At 72.3% G+C, this 23428-nt stretch carries 22 protein-coding genes; 11 read left to right on the top strand and 11 right to left on the bottom strand.

Annotation, left to right across the window (positions count from 1 at the left end):
- Positions 1-19 precede the first annotated feature (19 nt).
- Positions 20-928, bottom strand: a complete 909-nt coding sequence (locus ACFYVL_RS41960; RefSeq protein WP_389254930.1) for an alpha/beta fold hydrolase — start codon at positions 926-928, stop codon at positions 20-22.
- A 302-nt stretch (positions 929-1230) separates the two neighbouring features.
- Between ACFYVL_RS41960 and ACFYVL_RS41955 the strand changes: the two genes are divergently transcribed.
- Positions 1231-1701, top strand: coding sequence for a nuclear transport factor 2 family protein (locus ACFYVL_RS41955; RefSeq protein WP_389254928.1), 471 nt, complete (start codon positions 1231-1233; stop codon positions 1699-1701).
- Between the two features lie 72 nt (positions 1702-1773).
- Positions 1774-2043 (top strand): hypothetical protein, encoded by a 270-nt coding sequence (locus ACFYVL_RS41950; protein ID WP_389254926.1) that lies wholly within the window; start codon positions 1774-1776, stop codon positions 2041-2043.
- Between the two features lie 87 nt (positions 2044-2130).
- On the opposite strand, the gene ACFYVL_RS41945 is transcribed toward ACFYVL_RS41950, so the two are convergent.
- Positions 2131-3288, bottom strand: a complete 1158-nt coding sequence (locus ACFYVL_RS41945; protein WP_389254924.1) for a M23 family metallopeptidase — start codon at positions 3286-3288, stop codon at positions 2131-2133.
- A 331-nt stretch (positions 3289-3619) separates the two neighbouring features.
- Here ACFYVL_RS41945 and ACFYVL_RS41940 point away from each other — a divergent pair, with 331 nt between their 5' ends.
- Complete coding sequence (locus ACFYVL_RS41940) at positions 3620-4138, top strand: hypothetical protein (RefSeq protein ID WP_389254922.1); 519 nt, start codon at positions 3620-3622, stop codon at positions 4136-4138.
- 96 nt (positions 4139-4234) lie between these two features.
- On the opposite strand, the gene ACFYVL_RS41935 is transcribed toward ACFYVL_RS41940, so the two are convergent.
- Complete coding sequence (locus ACFYVL_RS41935) at positions 4235-4510, bottom strand: hypothetical protein (protein ID WP_389254920.1); 276 nt, start codon at positions 4508-4510, stop codon at positions 4235-4237.
- Positions 4507-4812 carry a DUF6247 family protein gene (locus tag ACFYVL_RS41930; RefSeq protein WP_389254918.1) on the bottom strand — a complete coding sequence of 102 codons (306 nt, stop codon included), beginning with the start codon at positions 4810-4812 and terminating at the stop codon, positions 4507-4509. Before ACFYVL_RS41930 ends, ACFYVL_RS41935 begins: the two co-directional genes overlap by 4 nt.
- A gap of 280 nt (positions 4813-5092) precedes the next feature.
- Here ACFYVL_RS41930 and ACFYVL_RS41925 point away from each other — a divergent pair, with 280 nt between their 5' ends.
- Positions 5093-6313, top strand: a complete 1221-nt coding sequence (locus tag ACFYVL_RS41925; protein WP_389254916.1) for a metallophosphoesterase — start codon at positions 5093-5095, stop codon at positions 6311-6313.
- Positions 6314-6344: 31 nt separating this feature from the next.
- Here ACFYVL_RS41925 and ACFYVL_RS41920 read toward each other — a convergent pair whose 3' ends face one another.
- On the bottom strand, positions 6345-7901 hold the full coding sequence (locus tag ACFYVL_RS41920; protein WP_389254914.1) for an AMP-binding protein: 1557 nt from the start codon (positions 7899-7901) through the stop codon (positions 6345-6347).
- A 217-nt stretch (positions 7902-8118) separates the two neighbouring features.
- On the opposite strand from ACFYVL_RS41920, the gene ACFYVL_RS41915 reads away from it, so the two are divergent.
- Positions 8119-9285 carry a TetR/AcrR family transcriptional regulator gene (locus tag ACFYVL_RS41915; RefSeq protein WP_389254912.1) on the top strand — a complete coding sequence of 389 codons (1167 nt, stop codon included), beginning with the start codon at positions 8119-8121 and terminating at the stop codon, positions 9283-9285.
- A gap of 60 nt (positions 9286-9345) precedes the next feature.
- Here ACFYVL_RS41915 and ACFYVL_RS41910 read toward each other — a convergent pair whose 3' ends face one another.
- Positions 9346-10554: an oxygenase MpaB family protein gene (locus ACFYVL_RS41910; RefSeq protein ID WP_389254910.1), complete on the bottom strand. Its 1209-nt coding sequence runs from the start codon at positions 10552-10554 to the stop codon at positions 9346-9348.
- A gap of 274 nt (positions 10555-10828) precedes the next feature.
- On the opposite strand from ACFYVL_RS41910, the gene ACFYVL_RS41905 reads away from it, so the two are divergent.
- Genes ACFYVL_RS41905 through ACFYVL_RS41890 form a run of 4 tightly spaced genes read left to right on the top strand, consistent with a single transcriptional unit; the run spans position 10829 to position 15327 of the window.
- A complete protein-coding gene (locus ACFYVL_RS41905; protein ID WP_389254908.1) occupies positions 10829-12454 on the top strand; it encodes a succinic semialdehyde dehydrogenase in 1626 nt (541 codons plus the stop codon).
- Between the two features lie 35 nt (positions 12455-12489).
- Positions 12490-13047 carry a DUF4334 domain-containing protein gene (locus ACFYVL_RS41900; RefSeq protein ID WP_389254906.1) on the top strand — a complete coding sequence of 186 codons (558 nt, stop codon included), beginning with the start codon at positions 12490-12492 and terminating at the stop codon, positions 13045-13047.
- Positions 13044-14105, top strand: a complete 1062-nt coding sequence (locus ACFYVL_RS41895; protein WP_389254904.1) for an alcohol dehydrogenase catalytic domain-containing protein — start codon at positions 13044-13046, stop codon at positions 14103-14105. The genes ACFYVL_RS41900 and ACFYVL_RS41895 overlap by 4 nt, the downstream gene beginning before the upstream one ends.
- A gap of 58 nt (positions 14106-14163) precedes the next feature.
- Positions 14164-15327 (top strand): acyl-CoA dehydrogenase family protein, encoded by a 1164-nt coding sequence (locus ACFYVL_RS41890; protein WP_389254902.1) that lies wholly within the window; start codon positions 14164-14166, stop codon positions 15325-15327.
- A gap of 462 nt (positions 15328-15789) precedes the next feature.
- Here ACFYVL_RS41890 and ACFYVL_RS41885 read toward each other — a convergent pair whose 3' ends face one another.
- From ACFYVL_RS41885 to ACFYVL_RS41865, 5 genes are all read right to left on the bottom strand, one after another.
- Positions 15790-16674 carry an MHYT domain-containing protein gene (locus ACFYVL_RS41885; protein WP_389254900.1) on the bottom strand — a complete coding sequence of 295 codons (885 nt, stop codon included), beginning with the start codon at positions 16672-16674 and terminating at the stop codon, positions 15790-15792.
- A gap of 235 nt (positions 16675-16909) precedes the next feature.
- Positions 16910-17086: a hypothetical protein gene (locus tag ACFYVL_RS41880; protein WP_389254898.1), complete on the bottom strand. Its 177-nt coding sequence runs from the start codon at positions 17084-17086 to the stop codon at positions 16910-16912.
- Between the two features lie 117 nt (positions 17087-17203).
- Positions 17204-18037, bottom strand: coding sequence for a PIG-L family deacetylase (locus tag ACFYVL_RS41875; protein ID WP_389254896.1), 834 nt, complete (start codon positions 18035-18037; stop codon positions 17204-17206).
- A 316-nt stretch (positions 18038-18353) separates the two neighbouring features.
- Positions 18354-18527 (bottom strand): hypothetical protein, encoded by a 174-nt coding sequence (locus ACFYVL_RS41870; protein WP_389254894.1) that lies wholly within the window; start codon positions 18525-18527, stop codon positions 18354-18356.
- Between the two features lie 131 nt (positions 18528-18658).
- Positions 18659-18910, bottom strand: a complete 252-nt coding sequence (locus ACFYVL_RS41865) for a hypothetical protein (RefSeq protein ID WP_389254892.1) — start codon at positions 18908-18910, stop codon at positions 18659-18661.
- A gap of 155 nt (positions 18911-19065) precedes the next feature.
- On the opposite strand from ACFYVL_RS41865, the gene ACFYVL_RS41860 reads away from it, so the two are divergent.
- Positions 19066-21975, top strand: a complete 2910-nt coding sequence (locus tag ACFYVL_RS41860) for a helix-turn-helix domain-containing protein (RefSeq protein ID WP_389254890.1) — start codon at positions 19066-19068, stop codon at positions 21973-21975.
- A gap of 291 nt (positions 21976-22266) precedes the next feature.
- Positions 22267-23379, top strand: coding sequence for an alpha/beta hydrolase (locus ACFYVL_RS41855; protein WP_389254888.1), 1113 nt, complete (start codon positions 22267-22269; stop codon positions 23377-23379).
- Positions 23380-23428 lie beyond the last annotated feature (49 nt).

Raw genomic sequence — 23428 nt, 5'->3', positions numbered from 1 at the left:
ACGGCACTCAATTACCCCCTCAGCGGACCTGTTGCTGCGTCTGCTCCCTGCCCGTGTGGGCCGTCAGCGCGTCGATGAGCCGGGGCCAGAGTGCGCGTGGGCGGTCGTGGCCCATGTCGTCGATCAGCAGGAGTTCGGCGCCCGGCACCAGTTCCGCGGTGCGTTCGCCGCCGCTGGGGTCGATCAGGGTGTCGTCCAGGCCGTGGACCACCAGTGTCGGCACCCGCAGTGCGCGCAGCGCGTCCGCGCGTGAACCGCTGAGGATCATCGCGCCGAGCTGCCGGCCGATCCCCTCGGGGTAGTAGGCGCGGTCGTAACTGTCGGCGGCCAGTGCGCGCAGCACCGCGGCGTCCCCGTACCTTCTGGACGCCCACACCAGCTCCTTCTCCGCCGCCGCGACGTACCCCTCGCGGTCGGCCGGCTTCGGGGTGAACAGCACCACCTGGGCCTCCGGGCTCGACCGGCCGTACTCGGGCTCGCCGGTCGAGGACATCATCGACGTCAGCGTCAGCACCCGCTCCGGGGAGGACAGGGCCATGGTCTGAGCGATCATGCCGCCCATCGAGGCACCGACCACATGGGCGCGTCCGATGCCCAGCGCGGTGAGCAGGCCGAGGCCGTCGTCTGCCATGTCGCCGAGCCGGTACGGGATCATCGCGAGGGCGGCGGGGATGTCGCCCGAACTCACCGTGGCGATGAACCTGCCCATGTCGACGGGGTGGCCCTCGAACTTCGTGGACAGCCCGCAGTCGCGGTTGTCGTACCGGATCACATACCGGCCGCGCTCCGCCAGCGCCCGGCAGAAGTCCTCGTGCCAGCCGAGCAGCTGCGATCCGAAGCCGCTCACGAGGAGGACAGCGGGGTCCCCGGGGTCGCCGAAGGTCTCGTACGCGAGGGAGATTCCGGGGGCCACATCAACGATCGCCATACGTGGAGCCTGCCACGGCCGCGCCGGGAGCGCACCCAGAATATGGCCCATGACCTGCGCTTCCTCCGCCGGGGGCTGTCGTGGGCCGCCGGCCGTGAGCCGCTTCCACGTCGGCGTGCCTGCCAATTCACGCGCACGGAAGCGGAGTTGCAGGCACCGGGTGAACCGCGCATACCGCGACGCACCCCCGGGGTAGGCAGTCCTGCGGGCGGCCGTGCCGCGCCACGGCCTGCTCGTACCGCGTTCATCTGCTCGTACCGCGTTCACCCGTCCCGGCCGGACACCGGACAGAGGAGAGCCCCATGGACCGCACCGATGACCACCCGTCGGCACCGAGCCCCGGCAGCGAGGCAGCGGCCCGCGAGGGGGACGCCGGGGCGGCGGTACCCGTCGTGCCCGGTGCCCGCGCACCGGAAGGGCGCCCCGACGTCGCACGGATCTTCCGGGACATCGACACCTTCGACCCGGACAGGTTCGTCGCCCATCTGACCGAGGACGTGGTGTTCTGCTTCGCCAACGGCCCCGAGCTGACCGGCCGCGACGCGGTGCGGCAGGGCGTCGCCGACTTCTTCGCCACCCTCTCGGGCCTCTCGCACCGGCTGCTGCGCACCTGGGAGGCGGGCGACACGGTCATCGTCCAGACCGAGGTCACCTACACGAGGACGGACGGCAAACAGGTCACCGTGCCCAACGCCGACATCCTCACCTTCCGCGGCGACAAGGCACAGGACTGGCGCATCTACATCGATCTCGCACCGGTCTACGCCGACTGAACTCCTTCCTCCGGACGGCCCGTTCGCGCCTGGCCCTGGTCAAAGCCACCGGACCACTGAAACGATCACGGCATGCCCTCGCGACGAGACCGACTGCCCTTCCCCGTTCCGACCAGCACCACCGACACCCCGTCCCGCGATTCCGGCTGGCACCAGCGCACGGTCTACTGGTCGGACAAGGCGAACTCCCTGGAGGGGGCCTTCTCCTCCCTCTCCGTGAACGCCGCGGCCGACGGGGCGGACGAAGTCCTGGGCGCCAGGGCGGAATGGGCCGGAGGCAGCAGTTACGTCGCCGGGTGGTTCGCCTACGGAACGGCGATCTGGTACCAGGACAACGGCTGACCACCCCGGCGCGGACGGACACTCGTCCAGCACGGACCGCCGGACCGCCCTGTCAGCCCCGTCGGTCCTGTCGGTCCTGTCGGTCCATCAGCTCCGCGCGTCCAGCCACGGCATGGGGTCGGCGTAGTAGCCGTTCACCACCACCTCGAAGTGCAGGTGCGGGCCGGTGGACAGCCCCGTGGACCCGACGTCGCCGACGACCGTCCCCGGTGTCACCGTCTGCCCCTCCCGGCTGCGCAGCACGGACAGATGGCTGTACGTCGTCTCCAGCCGCCGCCCGTCGACGACTCCGTGGTCGATCACCACACGGTTGCCGTACGCCTTGGTCGGGGCGGCGAAGACCACGGTCCCCGGGCCCGCCGCGCCGACCGGAACACCCCGGTCGGCGGCGAAGTCGACACCGGTGTGCAGCTTGGTCACCCCGCTGAGGGGGTGCTTGCGGGTGCCGTACGCGGAACTGACCGTGGTCGTGCGCAGCGGCCAGTGCAAGTACCCCTGGCGGGGGGCCGCTTCGGCGCCCGGCAGCGGGGCCGCCTTGTCGAACGCCGTGTACTGGGCGGCGAGTTTGCCGACGCGGCGGACGTGGGCGCGGGCCGCGTCCGGGACCCGGCCCGCGTCCGCCACGGCCTTCTCGCCGACCGAGCGCGCGGCGAGCGTGAGGTCCAGCAGCTCCCCTGCCACCGTTCCCCGGGTCCGCAGCCGCGTCATCCCGGCGGCCAGGGCACAGTCCTGCCGCCCGAGCGCCATGATCGCGTCCACCGGGTCCCGGGGCGAGGAGCTGCCGTTGCCGTCGTCGTCCCTGCCCCAGGTGCGCCACTGCGCGGCGGTGAACCCCGCGACGCCCTCGGCCTCGGACAACGAGGCGCTGTCGGGGTTCCAGCCGGAGTGCGCGTCGATCTGCCCGGCGAGCACGGAGGGCCGGACGGCGGTGCACTCCTGCGCCGCCTTCTTCAGCCAGGGCACGTACGACGGGTCCACGCGTCCGGTCGCCGGGTCCGGCGCGTCCGCGGCCACCACGCCCTCGCCGTCACCGGCCATCCCCGGCAGCTGCCCGGTGTAGGCCAGGAAGACCGCACCGCCCAGCAGCACGGTCAGTCCGGGCAGGACGAGCAGGGTGAACGGTCCCGGACCACGGCGCCGGCGCTTGGGTGCTGGTCTCGCCGCGTCGTCGTCGGCGGGGGGCGGCTGGGTCACCGGCGGGACTTCCTGAGCGGGCGGGAGGGGCGGCCACGTGGGCGCACTCATGCGCACCGGGCCTTTGGACGTTACGTCCGGCCCGCCCGCGCCGTCATGGGCAGACGGGGCAGGGGTGGGGGCGTCCCGGGGCAGCGGTCGGGGACCGCGAGACGCCCTCGGGATGCCCGTACGGACCGCTGTGCGCGACGGTCGCGCGGGTGAGGGTGGCCTCCGGCCGTGCGGAGCCGCCCGGGACGCTTCGGTGAACTGCCCCGGGGAGACGTCCTTCCCGGGCACGCGGACCGTCGGTGGTGGTGGCGGCCCGCACCGGCGCGGCCGTCTCGGTGGCGCCCTGCCGGAGAGTTCCCGAACAGTGCGCCGTCTCGGCTACGGTCGGCCCATGAGCGGTGAAGGTGTGGTGGAGGACGAGGCGGTCCGTGCGGCGTGGGACGCGTACCGGGTCCTGGAGAAGCGGACTTCCGCCGAGGAGCGCCGACAGGCGCAGCAGCGGGTCGAGGCGGCGGTGGCCGCCTACGGGCGCGAGGAGGTGTCCCGGGGGACGGTCTTCCTGGTGGGTGTGCTGACCGGGTACCTGATCGCGGAGCAGGCCGGCAGCGCGGAACGGCTCGATCCGCTGGGCGATCTGATTCCGGGCGTGATCCGCAAGCTCCCCACCTTCGAGCTGGCCGACCCGGCACAGGTGCCGATGGTCACGGGCGTGCTCATGGCCGCCGCGATGGGTATGGACACCGTGGCCTGGCGGGACCGGTTCGGGCAGATCCCGCCGGAGGAGGCGCTGGTGCACGGCTTCGTGCTGTGGCTGCTCGCCGACCTCTTCGACTCCCTGTCCGGCCGGCCTGGGGGCATCGACCGGATGATGCGGGAGGCCTTCGTTTCGATGGCCGCCGACAGCGGCTGACGGAACGGCGGAACCCGGCGGGTGGCTGCCGGTGCCGCGCGGTGCCGTGGGTGTGGTCGCGCGCCCGCCGGGAGTGCCTCGGGGTGCGTCTTGCGCTCAGCGGGGCGTGCCCTCGCCGAGCCGGACGACGTCCAGGACCGTCAGCCGGCGCAGGGGGCTGTCGACCCAGTAGGTGAGGGACAGTTGGCCGACGGACGCGTAGCGCAGGTCCTTGGCTGCGGGGTCGTCGGCGTTCCACGGGCCGAAGCCCCACGGGTCGGCCGCTGCGGCGTCCAGGACTCGCCACACCGTGTGCTCGGCGTCCTCGGGCAGGGTGTCGAGGGCCTTCGCCGCCCGGACGGAGAGACGGACCGCGTAGGGCTGTCCGGTCACCGGCGCCTGCCGCGCAGTTCCGCCATGTCGAGCGACCCGCCGTCGTCGTGTCCGGAGGCGACGAACGCGTCGACCGCCGGGGCGTGGGCGAGGCGGCCCTCCCAGTCCTGGACGACCTCGTACAGCCCGGCGAGCGAGAACGTCCGGCGGGACTCCTCCAGTGCCGCCGCCCACTCGCGCTCGAAGGCGGGCACCCACTGCGCGGCACGGTGGTCGGCGCGCAGCCGGGCGAGGAGTGCGGCGGGAGCTCCCGGTGCCGGGGTGCGGGACGTCGTGGGTGCGTGGTCGGGCTGCGCGCTCATGGGCTGGTCCTCCCGGCGGATCGTCACCCCACGGTACGCGTCCGGTCCGGCGGTGGAAGCGCGCTTGGGCAGATCCCCCTTCGGCCGACCGGGGCCGGGGGGCTGCGCGTTCCGTGCGTCCGTACGGTCGGGGCGGCCGTCCGTTCGTCCCGCGTTCCGCCGCTCGCCGTCCGTGTGCGGGTTCCCTGCCCGGTTCCGGTACCCGGACTGCCTCCGAACGGCCCGGGGCGACCGGATAAAGTGCGCGCGACGACAGCCCGGTTGACGGCGAAGGGGAAGTGTGACCGACACCAGCGAGACCCGATCCGCCGACGGTGCGGCGCCCGGCTCCCGGCCGAGCGGGCTGCACCGCCTGATGCGCTACCTCCCCCTGATCGCGCCCGTCCTGCTCTGGGCCGTGCCCTGCTGGCTGCTGCTGTACGCCGGCCAGCACTGGCCCTTCCCCGCCGCACCGGCCGGTACGGCCGTGTTCGCGGCGGGCCTGCTCGTCATGCCCCTCGCGATGATGCGCGGCCACGGCCGACGGCAGCAGGACCGGGCGGCGATCGTCGGGGACACCCTGCTGGGCGCGGTCTGGGTCCTGTTCACCTGGTCCGTCCTGCTCAACGTCCTGCTGCGGCCGGCCCTGGCCCTGGCGGGCGTCGGCGACGGGCAGGAGCGGGCCCGGATCGTCACCTGGGCGGTCCTCGGCACCACCGCCGCGCTCCTCGCCTGGGGGTACGCAGAGGCCCGCCGCGTGCCCCGGGTGCGCAGCCTCGACGTACACCTGCCGCGTCTGGGGGCCGGGCTGGACGGTACGCGCGTCGTCCTCATCACCGACACCCACTACGGTCCGCTCGACCGTGCCCGCTGGTCGGCCCGGGTCTGCGAGACGGTCAACACGCTGGAGGCCGACCTGGTCTGCCACACCGGGGACATCGCGGACGGCACGGCCGAACGCCGCCGCGCGCAGGCCGCCCCGCTCGGCACGGTGCGGGCCACCCGGGCCCGGGTCTACGTGACGGGCAACCACGAGTACTACAGCGAGGCCCAGGGCTGGGTCGACCTGATGGACGAGCTGGGCTGGGAGCCGCTGCGCAACCGCCATCTGCTGCTCGAACGCGGCGGTGACACCCTCGTGGTCGCCGGGGTGGACGACGTCACCGCCGAGTCCTCGGGCCTCGTGGGCCACCGCGCGCACCTGGCCGGAGCCCTCGACGGCGCCGATCCCGGCCACCCGGTGCTGCTCCTGGCCCACCAGCCCAAGTTCGTCGACCGGGCGGCGGCGGGCGGCGTGGACCTCCAGTTGTCGGGCCACACCCACGGCGGCCAGATCTGGCCCTTCCACCACCTGGTCCGCATCGACCAGCCCGCTCTCGCCGGGCTCACCCGGCACGGCGAGGGCACCCTCCTCTACACCAGCCGCGGCACCGGCTTCTGGGGGCCGCCGTTCCGCGTCTTCGCACCCAGCGAGATCACCCTGCTCGTGCTCCGCTCCGGGCGGCGGCCGACGTCGCCGTAGCCGTCCGGGCGTCCGCGCGGCGCCCGCACCGCTACGTGTCGCCGTGGACCAGCTTCCCCTTGACGACCTTTCCGCCGGCGTTGCGCGGCAGCCCGGGGAGCAGCACCAGGTCCTTGGGGAGCTTGAAGGAGGCCAGCCGCCCGTCGAGGAAGTCGGAGAGCTGGGCCAGCGACAGGGTGGTGCCGGGGACCACCGTGGCGAACGCGACCGGAACCTGCCCCCATCGCTCGTCGGGGCGGCCGACCACGGCGATCTCCCGCACCGAGGGGTGCTCGGCGATGGCGTTCTCCAGTTCGGCGCAGTAGATGTTCTCGCCGCCGCTGATGATCATGTCCTTCTTGCGGTCGACGACCCAGACGAACCCCTCTTCGTCCTGCCTGACCAGGTCGCCGGAGTGGAACCACCCTCCGTGGAAGGCCTCCGCTGTCTCCTCGGGCCGGTTCCAGTACCCCTGGGTCACGGTGGGGCCTCGGTAGACGATCTCGCCGACCTCGCCGGCCGGCACGTCGTTCATGGCCGCGTCGACGATGCGGTACTGGACGGTCGGGATAGGTCTGCCCACCGAGCCGAGTTTGCGCAGCGAGTCCTCGCCGCGCAGGACACAGGTGATGGGTGACGTCTCGGTCTGGCCGAACACCGCGACGTTCAGCGCCTCGGGGAAGCTCCTGCTCATGGCACGCAGGGTCGCGTCGCTCGCGGGGGCGGCGCCCCAGCTGATGACGCGCAGCCTCAGGTCGCGTGCGGCGATGTCGGGCTGGGCGCAGATCAGGTCCCACTGCTGCGGCACGTTGAAGACGATGGTGGCGCCCTCGCGTTCGTAGGCGTCGAGCACCGCCCCGGGGTCGAAGGCGCCGAGCGGGTGGATCACCACGGTGCTGCCGACGAGGATGTTCGCGACGATCGAGCCCAGTCCCGCGATGTGGAAGAACGGGGCGGTGAGGAAGCCGACGTCGGAGTCGTCGAAGATGTCCATGGCCTGGATGCAGGTGATGGCCTGCACCTGCATGTTGCGGTGGCTGAGCAGCACGCCCTTGGGCCGCCCGGTGGTCCCGGACGTATACATGATCAGGGCGGTGGACTCCTCGCCGATGTCCGGGAGTTCCATCGGTTCGTGCCCGGCGAGGAACTCCTCGTAGGCGAGCTGTTCGCCGGTGGCTTCGGCCGGTTCGCCGATGACGACCACGGTGCCGATGGAGCCGAGCGCGGGGACGTCGCGGAGCTGGGGCAGCAGTCGGGCGTCGACCACGAGGGCGGCGGGTGTGCAGTCGGCGAGGATGCCGTCCAGTTCCGGTGGCGCGAGGCGGAAGTTGAGGGGTACCGCCATGGCACCGAGGCTGTTGGCGGCGAGGACGCTCTCCACGAACCACGGGTGGTTCAGGGTGAGCGTGGCGACCCTGTCCCCTTCCCGTACGCCTCGGCCGGCGAGCGCGGCGGCCAGTTGCAGCGAGCGCCGGGAGAGCTGGGCCCAGGTGGTGGTGACGCCCAGGTGGCGCAGGGCGGGCCGGTCGGGCCGCATCAACGCGTGGGTGGCCGTGTGCGCCATCCAGTGGTGCCGGAAGGACCAGGCGGGAGCCGTATCCGTGGACATGCCACTCCTTGCACTCGGAGGGTGGGAGAGGGGGGGAGTTGGGCGTCATTATGCCTGCGGGAAGGCCGCTCAAGAAGCTCTTTGTTAATCAAAAATCACTTGGAAGTGAATCGGAGATCACATGCTTGCCGGTCCTCCGTCTTGGTGGCCCGGACTGCGGGGACGCCCTGTGATTGACTTGCCGCATGGCCCTGTCCCCCTGCACCTCGTCCCCTCGGTGAGCGCCGATCCGCTCGCGGCGACGCGACCGCGCAACCGCAGGCAGCTCATCTCCGAGGCGGCCGGCCGCGTGTTCAGCGAGCGCGGGTACCACGCGGCGTCCATGGAGGAGATCGCCGCCGAGGTGGGCATCAGCGCGGCGGCCCTCTACCGGCACTTCCCCAACAAGTACGCGCTGTTCGCCGAGTGCGCGAACACCCTGGTGGACCGGCTGGTCGGAGCGCTGGACGGGCTGCCGCCGGAGGCCGGGCTGGCAGAGGTGCTGGGCGCGGTCACCCGCGTTGCCGTGGCGCACCGCTCCTCGGGCGGGCTGTACCGGTGGGAGGCCCGCTACCTCGACCGTGCGGACCGTCGGCTCCTGCGGGCGAAGTTCGCGCGCGTGGTGGGCAGGACGACGGAGGCGGTACGCCGCGAGCACGCGACCCCGGCGGCGGAGCTGTGCGCCGTGTCGGCCCTCGGGGTGATCGGGTCCGTCGCGATGCACCACGTCTCCATCACGCAGCGCCGGGCCGAGGACGCGCTGCTGGCGTCCGCACTGCGCGTGGCAGCGACCGACCCCGCCTCGGGGGCGGGCGGACCGCGGCCCGTCGTGCCGGCCGCCGGCCCGGTGCCCGGCACGCGGCGCGCGGAGATCCTGGCCGCCGCCATCCCGCTGTTCGCCAGGGACGGGTTCGCCAAGGTCACCAACGCGCAGATCGCCGAGGCGGTCGGACTGGTCCCGTCCGCGATCTACCGGCACTACCCCACCAAGACGGACATCCTGGTGGCGGCGTGCCTGCAGGCCGCGGAACTGCTCGCCCGGACCGTCGACCAGAACCTCGCGGGCACCGACGACCCGCACGACGCCCTGACCGCCCTGGCCGCCACCTACGTGGCCTACAGCTTCGAGCACACCGCGCTCACCGCCGTCGCCGAGGCCGAGGTCGTCGGCCTGCCGGACGGTCTGCGCCAGCCGCTGATCCGTGCGCAGCGCGAGCACATCGCCGTATGGGAACAGCGACTGCTCGGGCTGCGCACGGAGTTGGATCCGCGCCAGGCGCGGGTGCTGGTGCACGCGGGGTTCGGTGTCGTGGTCGAGGCCGGCCGCAGCCTGCACTGGCAGGACACCCCCGCGAACCGTGACTCCGTCACCGCGCTGGTGACCGGAGCCCTCGGCGTGGGATAGCCGCGGCGCCCCACCCGTGCGCGGGGCCGGCCACGGGGCGCCGAGAGCGAAGTCGCGGGCTCAGGCCCCGGGCCGGTTGGCGGCGGGCAGGGTGATCGGGGTCTGCGTCGGCGAGGTCCCGTTGTTCAGGAACATCATCGCCACGCCGCGGATGAACTGGTCGAACAGGTAGAGGCCGTCCGGGACGACGGGTGAGAGCCCCTCGCGGAACGCGACGTAGACCGGCCAGGCCACCTTGATCAGGCCCCGCGAGACCCAGTCGCGCGGCAGGCCGAGCCAGTCGGCGTACCTGTCGCCGATCAGGTAGCGGACCATCTCGTTGACGAACCCGGTGGTCAGGCCCAGGGTCGCGTCCTCGATGTACCCGATCAGGGTCCGGGCCAGGTTGATGCCCTCGGCCGTCGGTGCGACGACCGGCCACAGCATCTGGTCGGCCTGCTTGTACGCCTCGTCCCAGCTGGCGGGGATGAACTGGCGCTGCACGCCCAGCAGATGGAGCGCGACGTGCCAGGCGTGCAGGTCGGCGGCCTCCTCCTTGGCCGAGAGCTTGATGCCCCACTTCTTCATGTTCTTGTGCGCGACGGTGGCCACGGAGTGGAAGGTGACCAGGATGTCGCCGTTGCTGATGGGCTTCGGCTGGTCCGCGGTCTCCATGAAGCGCTTGGAGGTGACCAGCAGGTTGCGCACCACCGAGTGCACCAGGCGCGTCTTGTTGGCGCTCACCAGGAAGTACCCCGCGGGCTGCCAGGCCGTCGGGCTGTGCAGGTCGTACCCGAAGGTGAAGGTCTTGGCCGCGCGCTCCTTCATGTTGGCGCCGCCGGCCGACCAGTAGACCGCTCTGGCCTCGCGCGGGATCACGGTGCTGAGGATTCCGCTGCCCAGGCTCTCCGACACGAACAGGTAGCTGTTCAGGCGCTTGTAGAGCTTCTCGGAGGCGGCGAGCAGCTCGGGGTCGGCCCAGGAGGGCAGCTGGTTGACCCCCTTCAGGTAGTCGGTGAGGTAGCCGGGCATGCCGGCCGGGAGGGCGTCCTTGTTGCGGACCCACGCGTTCCAGGCCTTGTTGACCGCGGGGATCGAGCCGTCGGCGAGCAGCCGCGCCGCGATGTCGTCCGCCTCCGGGTCCCAGACCTGGAACGGGTCGGTGACCGTGTCGGTGCCGGCGAGCGAGCCCGCGGAGGACCACGACCAGGCGTTCTGAACGCCCGTCACGCTCGCGATACCGAGTACCGCACCGATCGAGAGGGCTCGCCTTCGAGTGAGATCTTCCATTTACTTTCCGACCTTCCACATGATTGGACGGCACCCCGTAGAAGTCCACATGGAACCAACCTTGAGCTGGTCACAAGGTTGTCCTCGGGTGTGATTTCTGATTAACATAACGACGCGTTAGGTCGCCGACAAGACCTGTGCACGCGCCAAACCACTGCCTCCGCCCGGCCTCGCCGGCGTCGCAGGCCCCACCGCCGTCACAGCCGCCGCGCACCGTGACGGCACCGGATCGACCGCTCCACGCAGCTGCCAGGCCCCCTCCCTAGGAGCCCCCATGCACACGCAGCAGGACCCGATGGACCCGCCTTCGCCCGGGGTGGTGACCGATGTACGCCCCCGCTGGGTGACCGACGAGCTGATCGAGCAGTGGTGTGCGTGGGTGCACCGGGACGAGACCCGTACGGAGCCGAGCACGGCGGAACCCCTGACCGCGTCGGCGCCCTTCGACCTGTCGCCGGTCGCGCCCGTTCCCTCCTGCGAGCCCCGGGACGTCATGGCCGCGGCCACCGCCGCGGCCGGTGCCCAGCGCCGGTGGGCGCGCACGCCGCTCGCCCGCCGCGCCGGGACCGTGCTCGCCTTCCACGACCTGCTCCTCGAACGGCAGGACCAGGTGCTCGACCTGATCCAGTGGGAGACCGGCAAGGCCAGGTACCACGCCTGGCAGGAGGTGGCGCAGGTGGCGGCCATCGCCCGGCACTACGCCCGGCGCGCCGGCCGGTACCTGGCCGCCCGGCGGGTGCGCGGGATGGTCCCCGGGCTGACCGGGGTCAGGCAGCTGCGGGTCCCCAGGGGCGTGGTCGGGGTCGTCTCCCCGTGGAACTACCCCCTCTACCTCGGGGCGGGCGACGTCCTGCCCGCACTGCTCGCCGGGAACGGCGTGGTCTCCAAGGCCGACCCCCAGACCCCCCTGACCCTGCTCTGGACGAGGGCTCTGCTGCACGAGGCAGGTCTGCCGGCCGACCTGTGGCGGATCGTCGCCGGTGACGGAGCCCTGGTGGGCAACGCCCTCGTCGACGCCGTCGACTTCGTCAGCTTCACCGGCTCGACCGCCACCGGCCGTACCGTCGCCGAGCGCGCCGCCCGACGGCTGATCGGCGCCTCCCTCGAACTCGGCGGCAAGAACCCGCTGATCGTGCGCGCGGACGCGGACGTCGCCGCCGCCGCGGCCGGCACCGCCGTGGCCGCGTTCACGAACACCGGCCAGATGTGCATCCACGTCGAACGCGTCTACGTGCACGAGAAGGTGTACGACGCCTTCCGCGACGAACTGGTCCGGGTGACCGGCTCGCTGCGGCTGGGAAGTTCGTACGACTACGGCTGCGACGTCGGCTCGCTGGTCTCGGCGGCACGGCTCGCGGCGGTCGAGGCCCAGGTCGGCGACGCCGTGGCCAAGGGGGCCGAAGTGCTCGTGGGCGGCGAGGCGCGGCCCGGAGCGGGGCCGCTGTTCTACGCGCCCACGGTCCTTGAGGGCGTCACCCCGGAGATGGACGTCTGTGCCCGGGAGACCTTCGGCCCGGTCGTCTCGCTGTACCGGTACGCCACGGACGACGAGGCACTGGACCTGGCCAACCGGGGGGCGTACGGCCTGTCCGCGTCGATCTGGTCCAGGGACACCCGCGAGGCGGCCCGGCTGGCCGGTCTGCTGCGCGCCGGATCGGTCAACATCAACGACGGTGCGGCAGCCGCGGCGGGAAGCATCGAGGCCGAGATGGGCGGCATGGGCGACAGCGGGCTCGGCCGCAGGCACGGTGCGGAGGGCATCCGCAAGTACACCGAGGCGCAGACGGTCGCCGTACAGCGTCTGTTGCCGCTCGGGCCGCCGCCGGGGCAGTCGGCGCGCACCTTCGTACAGCGGACCAACGGCCAGCTGGCCCTGCTGCGCCGGCTGCGTGTGCGATGAGCGGCTCCACGTCTCCCGAAGGGGAGCGGCGCGACGTGGCGGGAGGGCCCGAGGTGCGGGGGCTGCGCGAGCGGTGGGACGTGCTGCGCAACGCGGTGGGCCCGGTCGATCCGGCCGCGCTCGACGCCCTGTGGGCCGACCTGGACACCGTCGACGCCGCCTCGGTCCTGGGCTCCTGGCGGGGATTCGCCTTCCCGACCGGCCACCCGGTGGAGCGGGTGCTCGCCCGCAGCCGGTGGCACGGCAAGCAATTCCTCGCGCTGGACGACGCCAGGCCGCTGATCTGCCGCGCGGAGGACGGCGGCCTGTACGCGGACACGACGTCGGGCCGGGGCGGGGCGAGCCTCTGGAACATCGAGTTCCGTGGCGAGGTGACCGCCACCATGGTGTACGACGGCATGGCGGTGTTCGACCACTTCAAGCGGGTGGACGAGGCGACGCTCCTGGGCGTGATGAACGGCAAGGCAGCCGCGGTGTCCGCCGGCGGGCACCTCTTCTACTTCGCCCTGGAACGCGAACCGGACGCGGTGTGCGGACCGGACGCGGAACGCGCGGCCGGAGCGGCGCACGAGCCCGGCGCGGAGCCCGTATGAAGGTCTCCGCGGTCCTCTCGCGCGGCACCGCCCCCAGCGAACTCGTCGACGCGGAGCTGGACGAACCGAGGTCCGACGAGGTGATCGTCCGGATCGAGGCGGTCGGCGTGTGCCACACGGACCTGGTCACCCGGCAGCGGCTCGGCGAGCGCCCGGCCGTCCTCGGTCACGAGGGGTGCGGCACCGTCGCGCACCTGGGCTCGGCGGTCGAGGGGCTCGCGGTCGGGGACCGGGTCGTCATCTCCTTCGCCTCGTGCGGCGGATGCGCCAAGTGCCGTGCCGGACTGCCGGGTTACTGCGCGTGGGCCACCGCACTCAACGGTGCGGGGCGGCGTCTCGACGGGTCGCCGACCGTACGTGTGAAGGGCGAGCCGGTCTTCGGCGCCTTCTTCGGCCAGTCCTCGTTCGCCACCGCCGCGTTGGCCGACGCCCGTTCCTGCGTCCGGGTCGGTGACGTACCTCCGGCGGTGGTCGCGCCGCTGGGGTGCGGGTTCCTGACCGGGGCGGGCGCGGTGCTCAATGTGCTGCGGCCCCGCCCCGGAGACCGTCTCCTGGTGGTCGGCGCCGGGGGCGTGGGGTCGGCGGCGGCGCTCACCGCGCTGTCCGAGGGCGTCGAGGTCCTGGTGGCGGAGCCGGTGGCGGCCCGGCGCACGCTGCCGGAACAGTGCGGTGCCACGGTCTTCGCCTCGCTGGACGAGCCCATGCCGCCGGTGACCCACGTGCTCGACACCACGGGCCGGCCCGAGGCGATCGTCCGCGCGCTCGGCCTGCTCCAGCCGTGCGGTGCGCTGGCCCTGGTCGGCCTCGGTCCCGCCGAGGTCACTCTCGACGCCCGGTCCCTGATGCTGCGCGGCCTGCGGATCCACGGCTGCGTCGAGGGAGACGCCGATCCTCCGGTACTCGTCCCCGAGCTGATCCGGCGCTACCGGGACGGCTCACTGCCCCTCGACCGTCTGGTGACCACCTACCCGCTGGCCGAACTCGACCGCGCCGTCGCCGACCACCGGGCCGGACTGACGACCAAGCCCGTACTGCTCCCGGACGGCCGGCCCACGTAGTCCTCCCCCGCCACCACCCGTAGCTCTTCCCTGCCCGCACTGTGAACCAGGAGTTGTGATGACCGATGTGATCTCCGCCCGGCGGTCGCTGTACGAGGACGAGCACGAGATGCTCCGGGAGACGGCCCGTTCCTTCGCCGACAAGCACGCGGCCCCGCACGCCGAACGCTGGCGGGCCGAGGGCAAGGTCGACCGCGAACTCTTCGAGGAGGCCGCCAGGGCCGGAATCCTCGGTTTCAACATCCCCGAGGAGTACGGCGGCGCGGGCGTCACCGACTACCGCTTCAACGCGGTGATCGGCGAGGAGTTCTCCCGGCATCGCGCGACGGACGCCCTCATGGCGGTGACGCTGTCCAACGACATCGTCGTCCCCTACTTCACCGACCTGACCGACGAAGCGCAGAAGGCCCGCTGGCTTCCGGGCATCGCCGCCGGGGAACTCGTCGTCGCGGTGGCGATGACCGAGCCTGGGACCGGCAGCGACCTGGCCGGGATCGCCACCACAGCCGTCCGTGACGGCGACGACTACGTGGTCAACGGCAGCAAGGTCTTCATCTCCAACGGCCAGAACGCCGACCTCGTCGTCACGGCGGTCAGGACCGGCCCGGACCGCCACGGCGGCATCAGTCTGCTGGTGATCGAGGCCGACGGGCCCGGGTTCTCCCGCGGCCGCAACCTGGAGAAGATCGGGCTTCACGCGCAGGACACCAGCGAGCTGTACTTCCATGACATGCGGGTGCCCGTCGCCAACCGGCTGGGCGCCGAGGGCGCCGGTTTCGACGCGCTGATGCGCAACCTTCCGCAGGAGCGCATCTCGATCGCCGCCAACGCCGTGGCCTCGATCGAGGGCGTACTGGAGCGGACCCTGGACTACGTACGGGAGCGCAAGGCGTTCGGCCGCCCGATCGGCACCTTCCAGAACACCCGTTTCCAGCTGGCCGAGATGGTCACCACGGCCCGGGTGGGCCGCGCGTACCTGGACGACCTGCTCGCCCGGCACTCGCGCGGCGAGCTCACCGCGGTGGACGCGGCGTCCGCGAAGTTCTGGGCGACCGAGCACTACGTCGACATCGTCGGCCGCTGCCTCCAGCTGCACGGCGCCTACGGCTACATGCTGGAGTACCGCATCGCCCACGACTACCTCGACTCAAGGATCACCACCATCTACGGCGGCACCACCGAAATCATGAAGGAGATCGTCGGCCGCGACCTGGGGCTCTAGACCCGTGCCCCTCCCGCGTCCCGGGGCCGTGGTTGCCGGAGGCCGTCGCGCACCGGGAGCTCTTGACTCGATCTCGGCGGGAGCAGTAGTACGGAAACTGTCCTCAGCGGAGCTGGAGAGAAGAGCTACGGGGGCAGTCAAATGCCGGCAGAAGAAACGCGGCGCGTCTTCCTGCGGCGCGTCGGGGCGATTCTGGTGGTGGGCGGGAGCGGCGCGGCCACCACCGCACACAGTTGCAAGCCCAAACCACCAAAGCCCCGTGTGCGCCTGCCGCGTCAGCATCACCCTCCGGATTTCACACCGGAACCGGACGAGCCGTGACGGGCTACGGGCCACCGACTCCTCGGGAATTTCCGACTTCCCGAGTCGCACCATTCACCTAATGGGGCGTCACCATATTTCATCGGCAAGGAATTTGAGGCCGGGGCAACCGAGAATTGGCCCGCTCGCAGAGGTGCTCGGCTACCTGGGGTCGGCCGGGCTGCCGCTGAAGTCGGCGGGGACCGGCTGCTGCGCCTGGACCGGTGCGGTACGGGGGTACTCGGCACCGTACGGAAGCGCCGCACGGTGCTGGGCGCGCGGGCGGCCGTGTTCGGGGCGCCGGGGTTCGTCGTCGCCGAGTATCAGCATGGGGTCGAACATGACGACCACCGCCGCGAGCAGGAGGAAGGCCAGCGGCCCCACCAGCAGCATGGGCACCACCTCCAGGGCCGACGTGCCCCCGGTGGAGTGCGCGGAGTGGCTGCCGCTCACCTCGGCGCTGACGGCCGCCATGCCCGTGTAGTGCATGCCGGTGACAGCGATGCCCATGACCACACTGGCGCCCAGGGTGGGCAGGAAACCGCGGATGGAGACCGCCGCCCACAGTGCGGCGGTCGCCGCGACCACCGCGATGAGCAGGGACAGGGTCACGACCAGGGGGTCGTACAGCAGGCGGCCGTCCATCCGCATGGCCGCCATGCCCAGGTAGTGCATCGCCCCGATACCCAGCCCGGTGAGGACGCCGGAGGTCAGCAGGACGCGCGGTGCGGTGCCGCGGTAGCCGACCGTGAAGACGCCCGCTCCGACGACGAGGACGGCCACGGCCAGGCTGAGGAAGGTGAGCGGTACGTCGTAGCTGATGGACGCCCCGTGCACCTTGAAGCCCAGCATCGCGATGAAGTGCATCGACCAGATGCCGCATCCGATGGTCACCGCCCCCAGGGCCAGCCAGCCGGCCTTCCGTGAACCGTGGCGCAGGGACCTGACCGTGCAGCGGAGTCCGAGGGCCGCGCCCAGACACGCCATCACGAAGCCGGCCACCAACGTGACCCACCCATAGCTGAAACCGTCAACCGTACTTTGCATGATCGAAAAACCCGAACCGTCACTCAAGCGAAAAGCGCCGGTGAATTCACGGCGCGGCGACAACTTTAGCCCTTAAATTCCGTGGCATAGACCATCTAGTTCCACGGCGGGCGGCGTCACCGGAATTTCCGCTCCGGACGTACGGTGCGGCTGGTGTGGAGGCCTGGCCACGCAAGTGGGTGGGGCACCCCTTTACGGGAGTGCCCCACCCAGTTGTCCGACCGAAGGCGGTGGGTCAGCCCACGTGCCAGCAGCCGGCGTCGAAGTCGTCCACCACGACGCTTCCGGCCTGGGCGTGCGTCTTGTTCACCCAGCAGCCGTGGATGTCGCTGGTGTGGGCCGCGGCCGGGGAAGCGGCGATGAAGCCGACAGCCATGAGACCGGCCAGAGCGATAGAGATGCGCCGAAGCATGCTTCTTCTCCTTCGTGGGGCAAGTGGGGCTCGCCCCGACTCTGCATCAGCTCCCGCCGCCCTGCACTTCGAGACGCGCGACCGGGTACGGCCGGACCCCCCGTTCGGACGCGTGGTTCAGCGCAGTCCGGCGAAGAGGTCGTTCTCCGGCACCGGCGCGCCGGTGGTGTCCCTGACCCGTACGAAGGTCTCCATGCCCATCCACTCGCCGAACCGCTCCTTGCCCATCTTGAGGAAGAAGATGTTCTCGCCCTGGCTGGCGTGCGCGGCCAACGAGTCGAACTTCTGGCCGCTGAAGGCGGTGGTGTCCACCCACGTGGTGATCTCGTCGTCCGGGAGGCCGATCTCGGCCATCGCGGCGGCCTCGGCGGGGTCCGGCTCCGGCATGTCCGGGTCCAGCTCGCGCATGGTCTCGCCGAACCGCTGCATCGACGAGCGGGGCATCGTCGTCCAGTACACCTTCGGCGTCAGCCCGGTCAGTTCCAGCGCCGCCATGGTGATGCGGTTGGCCTGGATGTGGTCGGGGTGGCCGTAGAAGCCGTTCTCGTCGTAGGTGACGACGACGTCGGGCCGGTAGTGCCGCATGAGTTCCGCGAGACGGGCGGCGCCCTCCTCGACGGGGGTCCGCCAGAAGGACCCGGGGGCGTCGTTGCTCGGCCAGCCCATCATTCCGGAGTCCGCGTAGTCCAGCATTTCCAGGTCGCTGACCTTCAGGACGGCGCAGCTCTCCTCAAGTTCGCTGCGGCGCATCGCGGCGACGGCCGCCGGATCGTGCCCGGGTTCACCCGGTTTGGCACCACCCGGTCCGTCACCGCAACCGCCGTCGGTACAGGTCACGAGAACCGTACGGATGCCTTCCGCCGCGTACTGCGCGAGGACCCCTCCGGTTCCGGTGGCCTCGTCGTCGGGGTGAGCGTGTACTGCCATGAGCGTCAAGGGCCGGTCAGCCATCAATTCAGTCCTTCTGGAGCCGTACGTCGTCGTCCGGGTGCGCGGCGGGTGTGCCGCGCGCCCGGGGGCGCCCCGGCCCCGTCCGGTCGGACGGTCCTCGCGTCGCGGTACTCCCCCACCCGAGTGGCGCCGGTCCCCCGGCAGATCCAACCGCGACAGCGGGGGCGGCTGTTCCCGTTGCGGCCGTTTGAATACCGAATCCTTGCCGAGAGGGGGGACGAGGGCGTCAGGTACGGAGGCGCCGCCCGGGAGCGGGCGGCGCCGGCGCCTTGTCCGGCGCCGGACGCTGCCCGGTATCGCCGGCTGCCCGGTATCGCTACTTGATGACCTCGACCTTCTTGTCACCGGCGGTCGCCTGGACCACCCACTTCACCGTGCCCGTCTCCCGGTCGCTCGCCGTCGGGGCACCGTTGCCGGAAGGGGCGGCGGCGAAGGCGAACGCGGCGGCCGCGACGGCGGCGAGAGCGGTGGCGGCGATGACGTTCCTCATGGGTGTCCTCCCGAAAGTGGTGGCGCGTGGTGAAGGTGTGGTGAATCTATCGCGCAACTACCGTTCGGGGAATGGGTGTTGGATCACCACATGGGGCGGCCGACGGGTCCGGCACCGATTCGGGCGGGCGGTCACAGGGCCCTCCGCGACGAGGCGAGGACGACGGCCGTGACGACGGCGGCCAGCAGGACGAGTACGACGACCGCGAGCAGAACGCGTCCACGCAGGCGGCCCGGGTCCCTGCGGCGGGTTTCGACCTGACCCCCCGGCGGCGTCCCCGGGTGCTTGCCGGCGTAGTGCTCGATCTGCCGGCGCACCGCCTCGGGCTCGGTGAGCCAGGGGGTCTTGAAGGTGCATTCGCCGCACCAGTAGCGGTTGACCACGTCGACTCCTCGCTGTGCGTCGGTGCGGGCGGGACACCGACCCCGACGGTGACCTTGGTCATGTCCGCTGCCCAGGCCAGGGAACCGGCCATACGTGGCCGGTGGCCGCGGGTAGGCTCACCGCGGTCCGTACTGGCGAGTAGGGGAGACGTTCGGTGGCAGACGATCTCGGCACGTTGTTACGGGAGTTGCGCGACAGCGCGGCCCTCACGCAGGAGCAGGTGGCCGAACGGTCCGGGGTCAGCGTGCGCACCATCCGCCGGCTGGAGAGCGGCCGGTCCACCAACCACCGGATGGGAACGGTGAACCTCCTCGCCGACGCGCTCGCCCTCGGCGATGACGACCGCCGCCGCCTGGCCGCGACGCTCGCCGGAGCGGGACGGGGGCGAGGGCCGGGACTGGGTCCGGAGCGGGAGCGGGGCCCCGAACCGGAACACGGAGCGGAACCCGGACCGGGCCCCGCAGCCGCAGCCGCAGCCGCAGCCAGACCAGCATCACGGCCCGAACCCGAGCCTGGCCCCGGACCCGGACCCGGACCCGGCCCCCAGCCGGACTCCGGCCCCGAGCCCGAGCTGGTTTCCGGAGCCGAGCACGGGAGCGAGCCGACGTCGGAGACCTGGCAGGAGGGCGGGCCCGAGCCAGTTCCCGGTCCCGGGCCAGTTCCCGGCCCCGGGCCGGCGCCCGGTCCTGATCCCGGCCCCGGCTCCGCCACTCCGGTCGTTCCAGGTGCTCCGGCCACCCCGACCGCGTCCACCGTCCGGGCCGTCCCGGGCACTCCGTCCTTCTCGGCCACTCCGGCCACTCCGGCTTTGTCGGCCACTCCAGCCGCTCCGACCGCCCAGGTCACCCCTCTCACCCCGGCCTCCGACGCCCAGTACCCCCTCCCCGTCGTACGGAGAGCCGCCGCGCCCGCGCCGGGGCCGGTTTCCGGAGCCGGGTCGGTGTCCGTTCCCGCGGGGCTTGTCGATGCCGTGCGGGAGTTGGCGACGGAGGTGCGGCGGCGCTGGCGGCGGGAGGAGGCGCAGCGGCGCGTACACGACCCTTTTCCGCTGCCGGTCCGGTGGCGGCCCGCGCCCGCCGGGCTGACCGACCGGGCGGAGAACATCCAGCGGCTCGGACCGGGTGAAGCGCCCGCCGCGGTGGACCTCGGCGGCGATCTGCGCGGGGTGGCCGAGGTCTACCGCCGTATCCCGTCCGGCCGTCTGGTGGTACTGGGCAGGGCGGGGTCGGGGAAGTCCATCCTCACCATCAGGCTCACCCTGGACCTGCTGGAGTCCCCGGCCGCCGACGGCCGCGTACCGGTCGTCTTCAGCGTCGGCTCCTGGGACCCGTCGGCCACGGCGCTGCGGGACTGGCTCATCGGGCTGCTGCTGCGCGACCACCCGCATCTGGCCCGGCGCGGCACCCGTGGGGAGTCCCTGGCCGCCGCACTGGTCGACGCGGACCTGATCCTCCCCGTCCTGGACGGGTTCGACGAGATCGCCGAGGGTCTGCGCCGCGACGCCCTGGACGCCCTCAACGCCACGTCCGCACCGCTCGTCCTGACCAGTCGGCGCGACGAGTACGCCGAAGCGGTCAGGGCGGCGCACGCGCCGCTCGTCTGGGCCGGGGGCGTCGAGCTGACCGACCTCACCCTCAACGACCTCGCCGACTACCTGCCCCGCACCACCCGCACCATCACCTCCGGGGCGGGCGGGGACGGCGCCGACGCCCCCGGGACCGGGTGGGACGAGGTCGTCGAGGAACTGCGTGCGCCGAACACCGCGGCGGGGAACGGCCTCGCCGACGTGCTGACCACCCCGCTCATGGTCATCCTCGCGCGCACCCTGTACAGCGAGACGCCCGGCCGGCACCCCGCCGAGCTTCTCGACTCCACCCGGTTCCCGTGCGCGAAAAGCCTGGAGGAACACCTGCTGGCCGGTTTCGTGCCCGCCGTCTACCGGCGCCACGCCCCGGAGCGGGACACCGCCCGGCCGCGGGGCGCGGTGCCGTACACCGACCCCGTACGGGCCGAGCGCTGGCTGGGGCACCTCGCCCACCACCTGGTCCGCTTCGACCGTGAGCGGCAGGACCTCGCGTGGTGGCAGCTCGGCGACGCGCTGTCCCGCTCGCGGCGCACCCTGGCCGTCGTACTGGCCACCGCCGTCAGCGTCACCCTGGCGAACTGGCTGGTCGGCCTGGTGCTCATGCCGCTCGATCCGGTCGAACTGCTGCTGCAGGGCTGCCTGACGGGGCCCGCCGCCGGACTCGCCTTCGGTTCCGTCTACGCGCTGACCGACCGGTCCTCCCGGGGCGCGGGCTCCGAGCCCGCCCGTGTCCGGCTGACCCTGCGCGCCGCGCACGACGCCCTCGGCCGCAGCCCGCTGCGCACCTTCGCCGTCCGGTTCGGGCACGGGCTGCTCGGCGGGGCCGTCATGGGCGTCGGCTGTGCGTGCGCGCTCACCGCCGGGCGGTCGCTGGCGGCGGGTGCCTCGTTCCTCGACCCGCGTGTCGTCGAGGGCACCCTGATCAACATGGTGGTCTTCGCGCTGGTCTTCGGCTCGGCCGCCGGTCTCGTCTTCGGCCTGGTCGCCATGCTCGAAGCACCCGTGGACGTCAGCGCGGCGGCCACCCCGGTCGGGCTGCTGCTCGCCAACCGCGCCACGGTGGTACGGCAGTTCCTGATCCTGGCCCCCACGTTCGCGCTGGCCATCGCCTTCGGCGGGCGGCTGGTGGTCCTGCTGCTCCAGGACGCGCTGGGGCCCCTCAACTGGGGTCTGGAGGATGGCCTGTTCATCGGCGGGGTCGGCGGTCTCGGCGGTGCGGCGGCCTATCTGCTCGCCTTCACCGCGTGGGGCCGGTGGCTCCTGTTCGCCCGCTGTTGCCTGCCCCTGACCGGGCGGCTCCCCCGGAACCCGGCCGCGTTCCTGGACGACGCCTACCGGCGCGGGGTGCTGCGCCGGACCGGCGCGGTCTACCAGTTCCGCCACGTCCGGTTGCAGCACCACCTGGGAACCGCGTTCCGCCACCACCACCCGGACTTCCAACCGGCCACCTTCCCGCCGCCGTCGACAGGCACCGACTGACGACCTTCACCCGACGACGGGCACCGGCTGACGACCGGCCCCGCCCACCGGCATCGGCCGCCCCGCCTCTGTAGGGCGGCAACCGCCCCCTGCGGACGGATCCCCGGTGACCGCACGGGGCGGCGCCCGGCCGTCCTCGCCCGAAGCGGCCGGGGCCCAGGTCCGCCGGGGCGGCCGGTCACCGATGGCCGGTGGCATGGCCTGTCGGCCGAGCGATACCGGACGGCAGCATTCGGCGTGTCCGGCTCGCGGCGGCTCCCGCCGCGCGCCTCATCGACCGAAGGGTTCCCGATGACTCCCCAACGCCTCTCCGTGTTGGGCGCGGCCCTCGCGCTCGCCGCCCTGACCAGCACCGGCGCGGCTCACGCCGGTACGACGGCCGCCGCACCACCGGCGACCGTGTCCACGGCCTCCGCCACCTCCGCCACGTCCGCCGCCGACATCCCCGACTTCGAGGACGGCCAGGGCCTGACCGTGGTCCCCGGCGCCACCGAGGTGCACAGCCCCACCGACTTCACCCTGACCGTCACCACCAAGCAGTTGGCCGGGCAGCACAAGATCCGCATCCTGCTGCCCGCCGATTACGCCGCCGCCCCCGACCGGCGCTGGCCGGTCACCTACTTCCTGCACGGCGCCGCCGGCAACGTGAACGACGTCGTCGCCGCACCCGCCCTGCGCTCGAACTCGATGATCACCGTGGTCCCGGACGGCGGCCTGAAGGGCTGGTACGCCGACTGGCTCATGCAGAACACCGCCGTGGGGGCCGCGAAATGGGAGACCTTCCACCTCTCCCAGGTCGTCCCGTTCATCGACGCCAACCTGCGCACCCGCACCGACCGGGCCCACCGTGCCGTCGTCGGGCTGTCCATGGGCGGCTTCGGCTCCCTGCACTACGCCCAGGCCCGCCCCGACCTGTTCGGGCACATGGCCACGCTGTCGGGGGCCATCGACTTCGGGCTGGCGGAGATGCGCGGGGTCGTCCTGGCCACCGAACTCAGCCTGGCGAACGCCATCTGCGGCTCCAGCAGTTCGCTCGGCTGCCCCGACCACGGGCCCGCCGTGGACAGCGACGCGATCTTCGGCTCCCCCTACCCGGTGTTCGACGCCGACCGCATCTGGAAGGCCGTCGACCCGGCCGCACCGGCGAACCTCGCCAAGCTGGCCAACACCGGCGTCACCATCTACACCGGCAACAACGACCTGTTCGACGCCCGCACCGCGGTGGCCTCCAAGAACGTCAAGACCCGCCTGGACCAGCTGAAGATCCCCAGCCGCCTCGTCGACTACGGCAACGGCGCCTCGCTGTCCCCCACGTGCAACGGCGGCCACAACTACGGCTGCTGGGCCCCGGCCTTCGCCGACTACGTGCCGCGCCTCGAAGCCGCCTTCGCCGCGGCCGGCTGACCGTACGACACGGTCACGTACGGCAGCCGCCGCCCGTGGCCGCACTCCC

This window comes from Streptomyces sp. NPDC004111 (assembly GCF_042874215.1).
In the GTDB taxonomy this organism is placed as follows: Bacteria; Actinomycetota; Actinomycetes; order Streptomycetales; family Streptomycetaceae; genus Streptomyces.
The sequence above is the reverse complement of the archived record's forward strand: the minus strand, read 5'-3'. Positions and strand labels throughout refer to the sequence as shown.

What these genes read in the sequence shown, in the direction of transcription:
- ACFYVL_RS41870 (WP_389254894.1), bottom strand. Translation starts at nt 18,527, where the DNA reads ATGAGGAACGTCATCGCCGCCACCGCTCTCGCCGCCGTCGCGGCCGCC.
- ACFYVL_RS41930 (WP_389254918.1), bottom strand. Translation starts at nt 4,812, where the DNA reads ATGAGCGCGCAGCCCGACCACGCACCCACGACGTCCCGCACCCCGGCA.
- ACFYVL_RS41875 (WP_389254896.1), bottom strand. Translation starts at nt 18,037, where the DNA reads ATGGCTGACCGGCCCTTGACGCTCATGGCAGTACACGCTCACCCCGAC.
- ACFYVL_RS41895 (WP_389254904.1), top strand. Translation starts at nt 13,044, where the DNA reads ATGAAGGTCTCCGCGGTCCTCTCGCGCGGCACCGCCCCCAGCGAACTC.
- ACFYVL_RS41960 (WP_389254930.1), bottom strand. Translation starts at nt 928, where the DNA reads ATGGCGATCGTTGATGTGGCCCCCGGAATCTCCCTCGCGTACGAGACC.
- ACFYVL_RS41950 (WP_389254926.1), top strand. Translation starts at nt 1,774, where the DNA reads ATGCCCTCGCGACGAGACCGACTGCCCTTCCCCGTTCCGACCAGCACC.
- ACFYVL_RS41880 (WP_389254898.1), bottom strand. Translation starts at nt 17,086, where the DNA reads ATGCTTCGGCGCATCTCTATCGCTCTGGCCGGTCTCATGGCTGTCGGC.
- ACFYVL_RS41905 (WP_389254908.1), top strand. Translation starts at nt 10,829, where the DNA reads ATGCACACGCAGCAGGACCCGATGGACCCGCCTTCGCCCGGGGTGGTG.
- ACFYVL_RS41920 (WP_389254914.1), bottom strand. Translation starts at nt 7,901, where the DNA reads ATGTCCACGGATACGGCTCCCGCCTGGTCCTTCCGGCACCACTGGATG.
- ACFYVL_RS41940 (WP_389254922.1), top strand. Translation starts at nt 3,620, where the DNA reads ATGAGCGGTGAAGGTGTGGTGGAGGACGAGGCGGTCCGTGCGGCGTGG.
- ACFYVL_RS41945 (WP_389254924.1), bottom strand. Translation starts at nt 3,288, where the DNA reads ATGAGTGCGCCCACGTGGCCGCCCCTCCCGCCCGCTCAGGAAGTCCCG.
- ACFYVL_RS41910 (WP_389254910.1), bottom strand. Translation starts at nt 10,554, where the DNA reads ATGGAAGATCTCACTCGAAGGCGAGCCCTCTCGATCGGTGCGGTACTC.
- ACFYVL_RS41885 (WP_389254900.1), bottom strand. Translation starts at nt 16,674, where the DNA reads ATGCAAAGTACGGTTGACGGTTTCAGCTATGGGTGGGTCACGTTGGTG.
- ACFYVL_RS41855 (WP_389254888.1), top strand. Translation starts at nt 22,267, where the DNA reads ATGACTCCCCAACGCCTCTCCGTGTTGGGCGCGGCCCTCGCGCTCGCC.
- ACFYVL_RS41890 (WP_389254902.1), top strand. Translation starts at nt 14,164, where the DNA reads ATGACCGATGTGATCTCCGCCCGGCGGTCGCTGTACGAGGACGAGCAC.
- ACFYVL_RS41955 (WP_389254928.1), top strand. Translation starts at nt 1,231, where the DNA reads ATGGACCGCACCGATGACCACCCGTCGGCACCGAGCCCCGGCAGCGAG.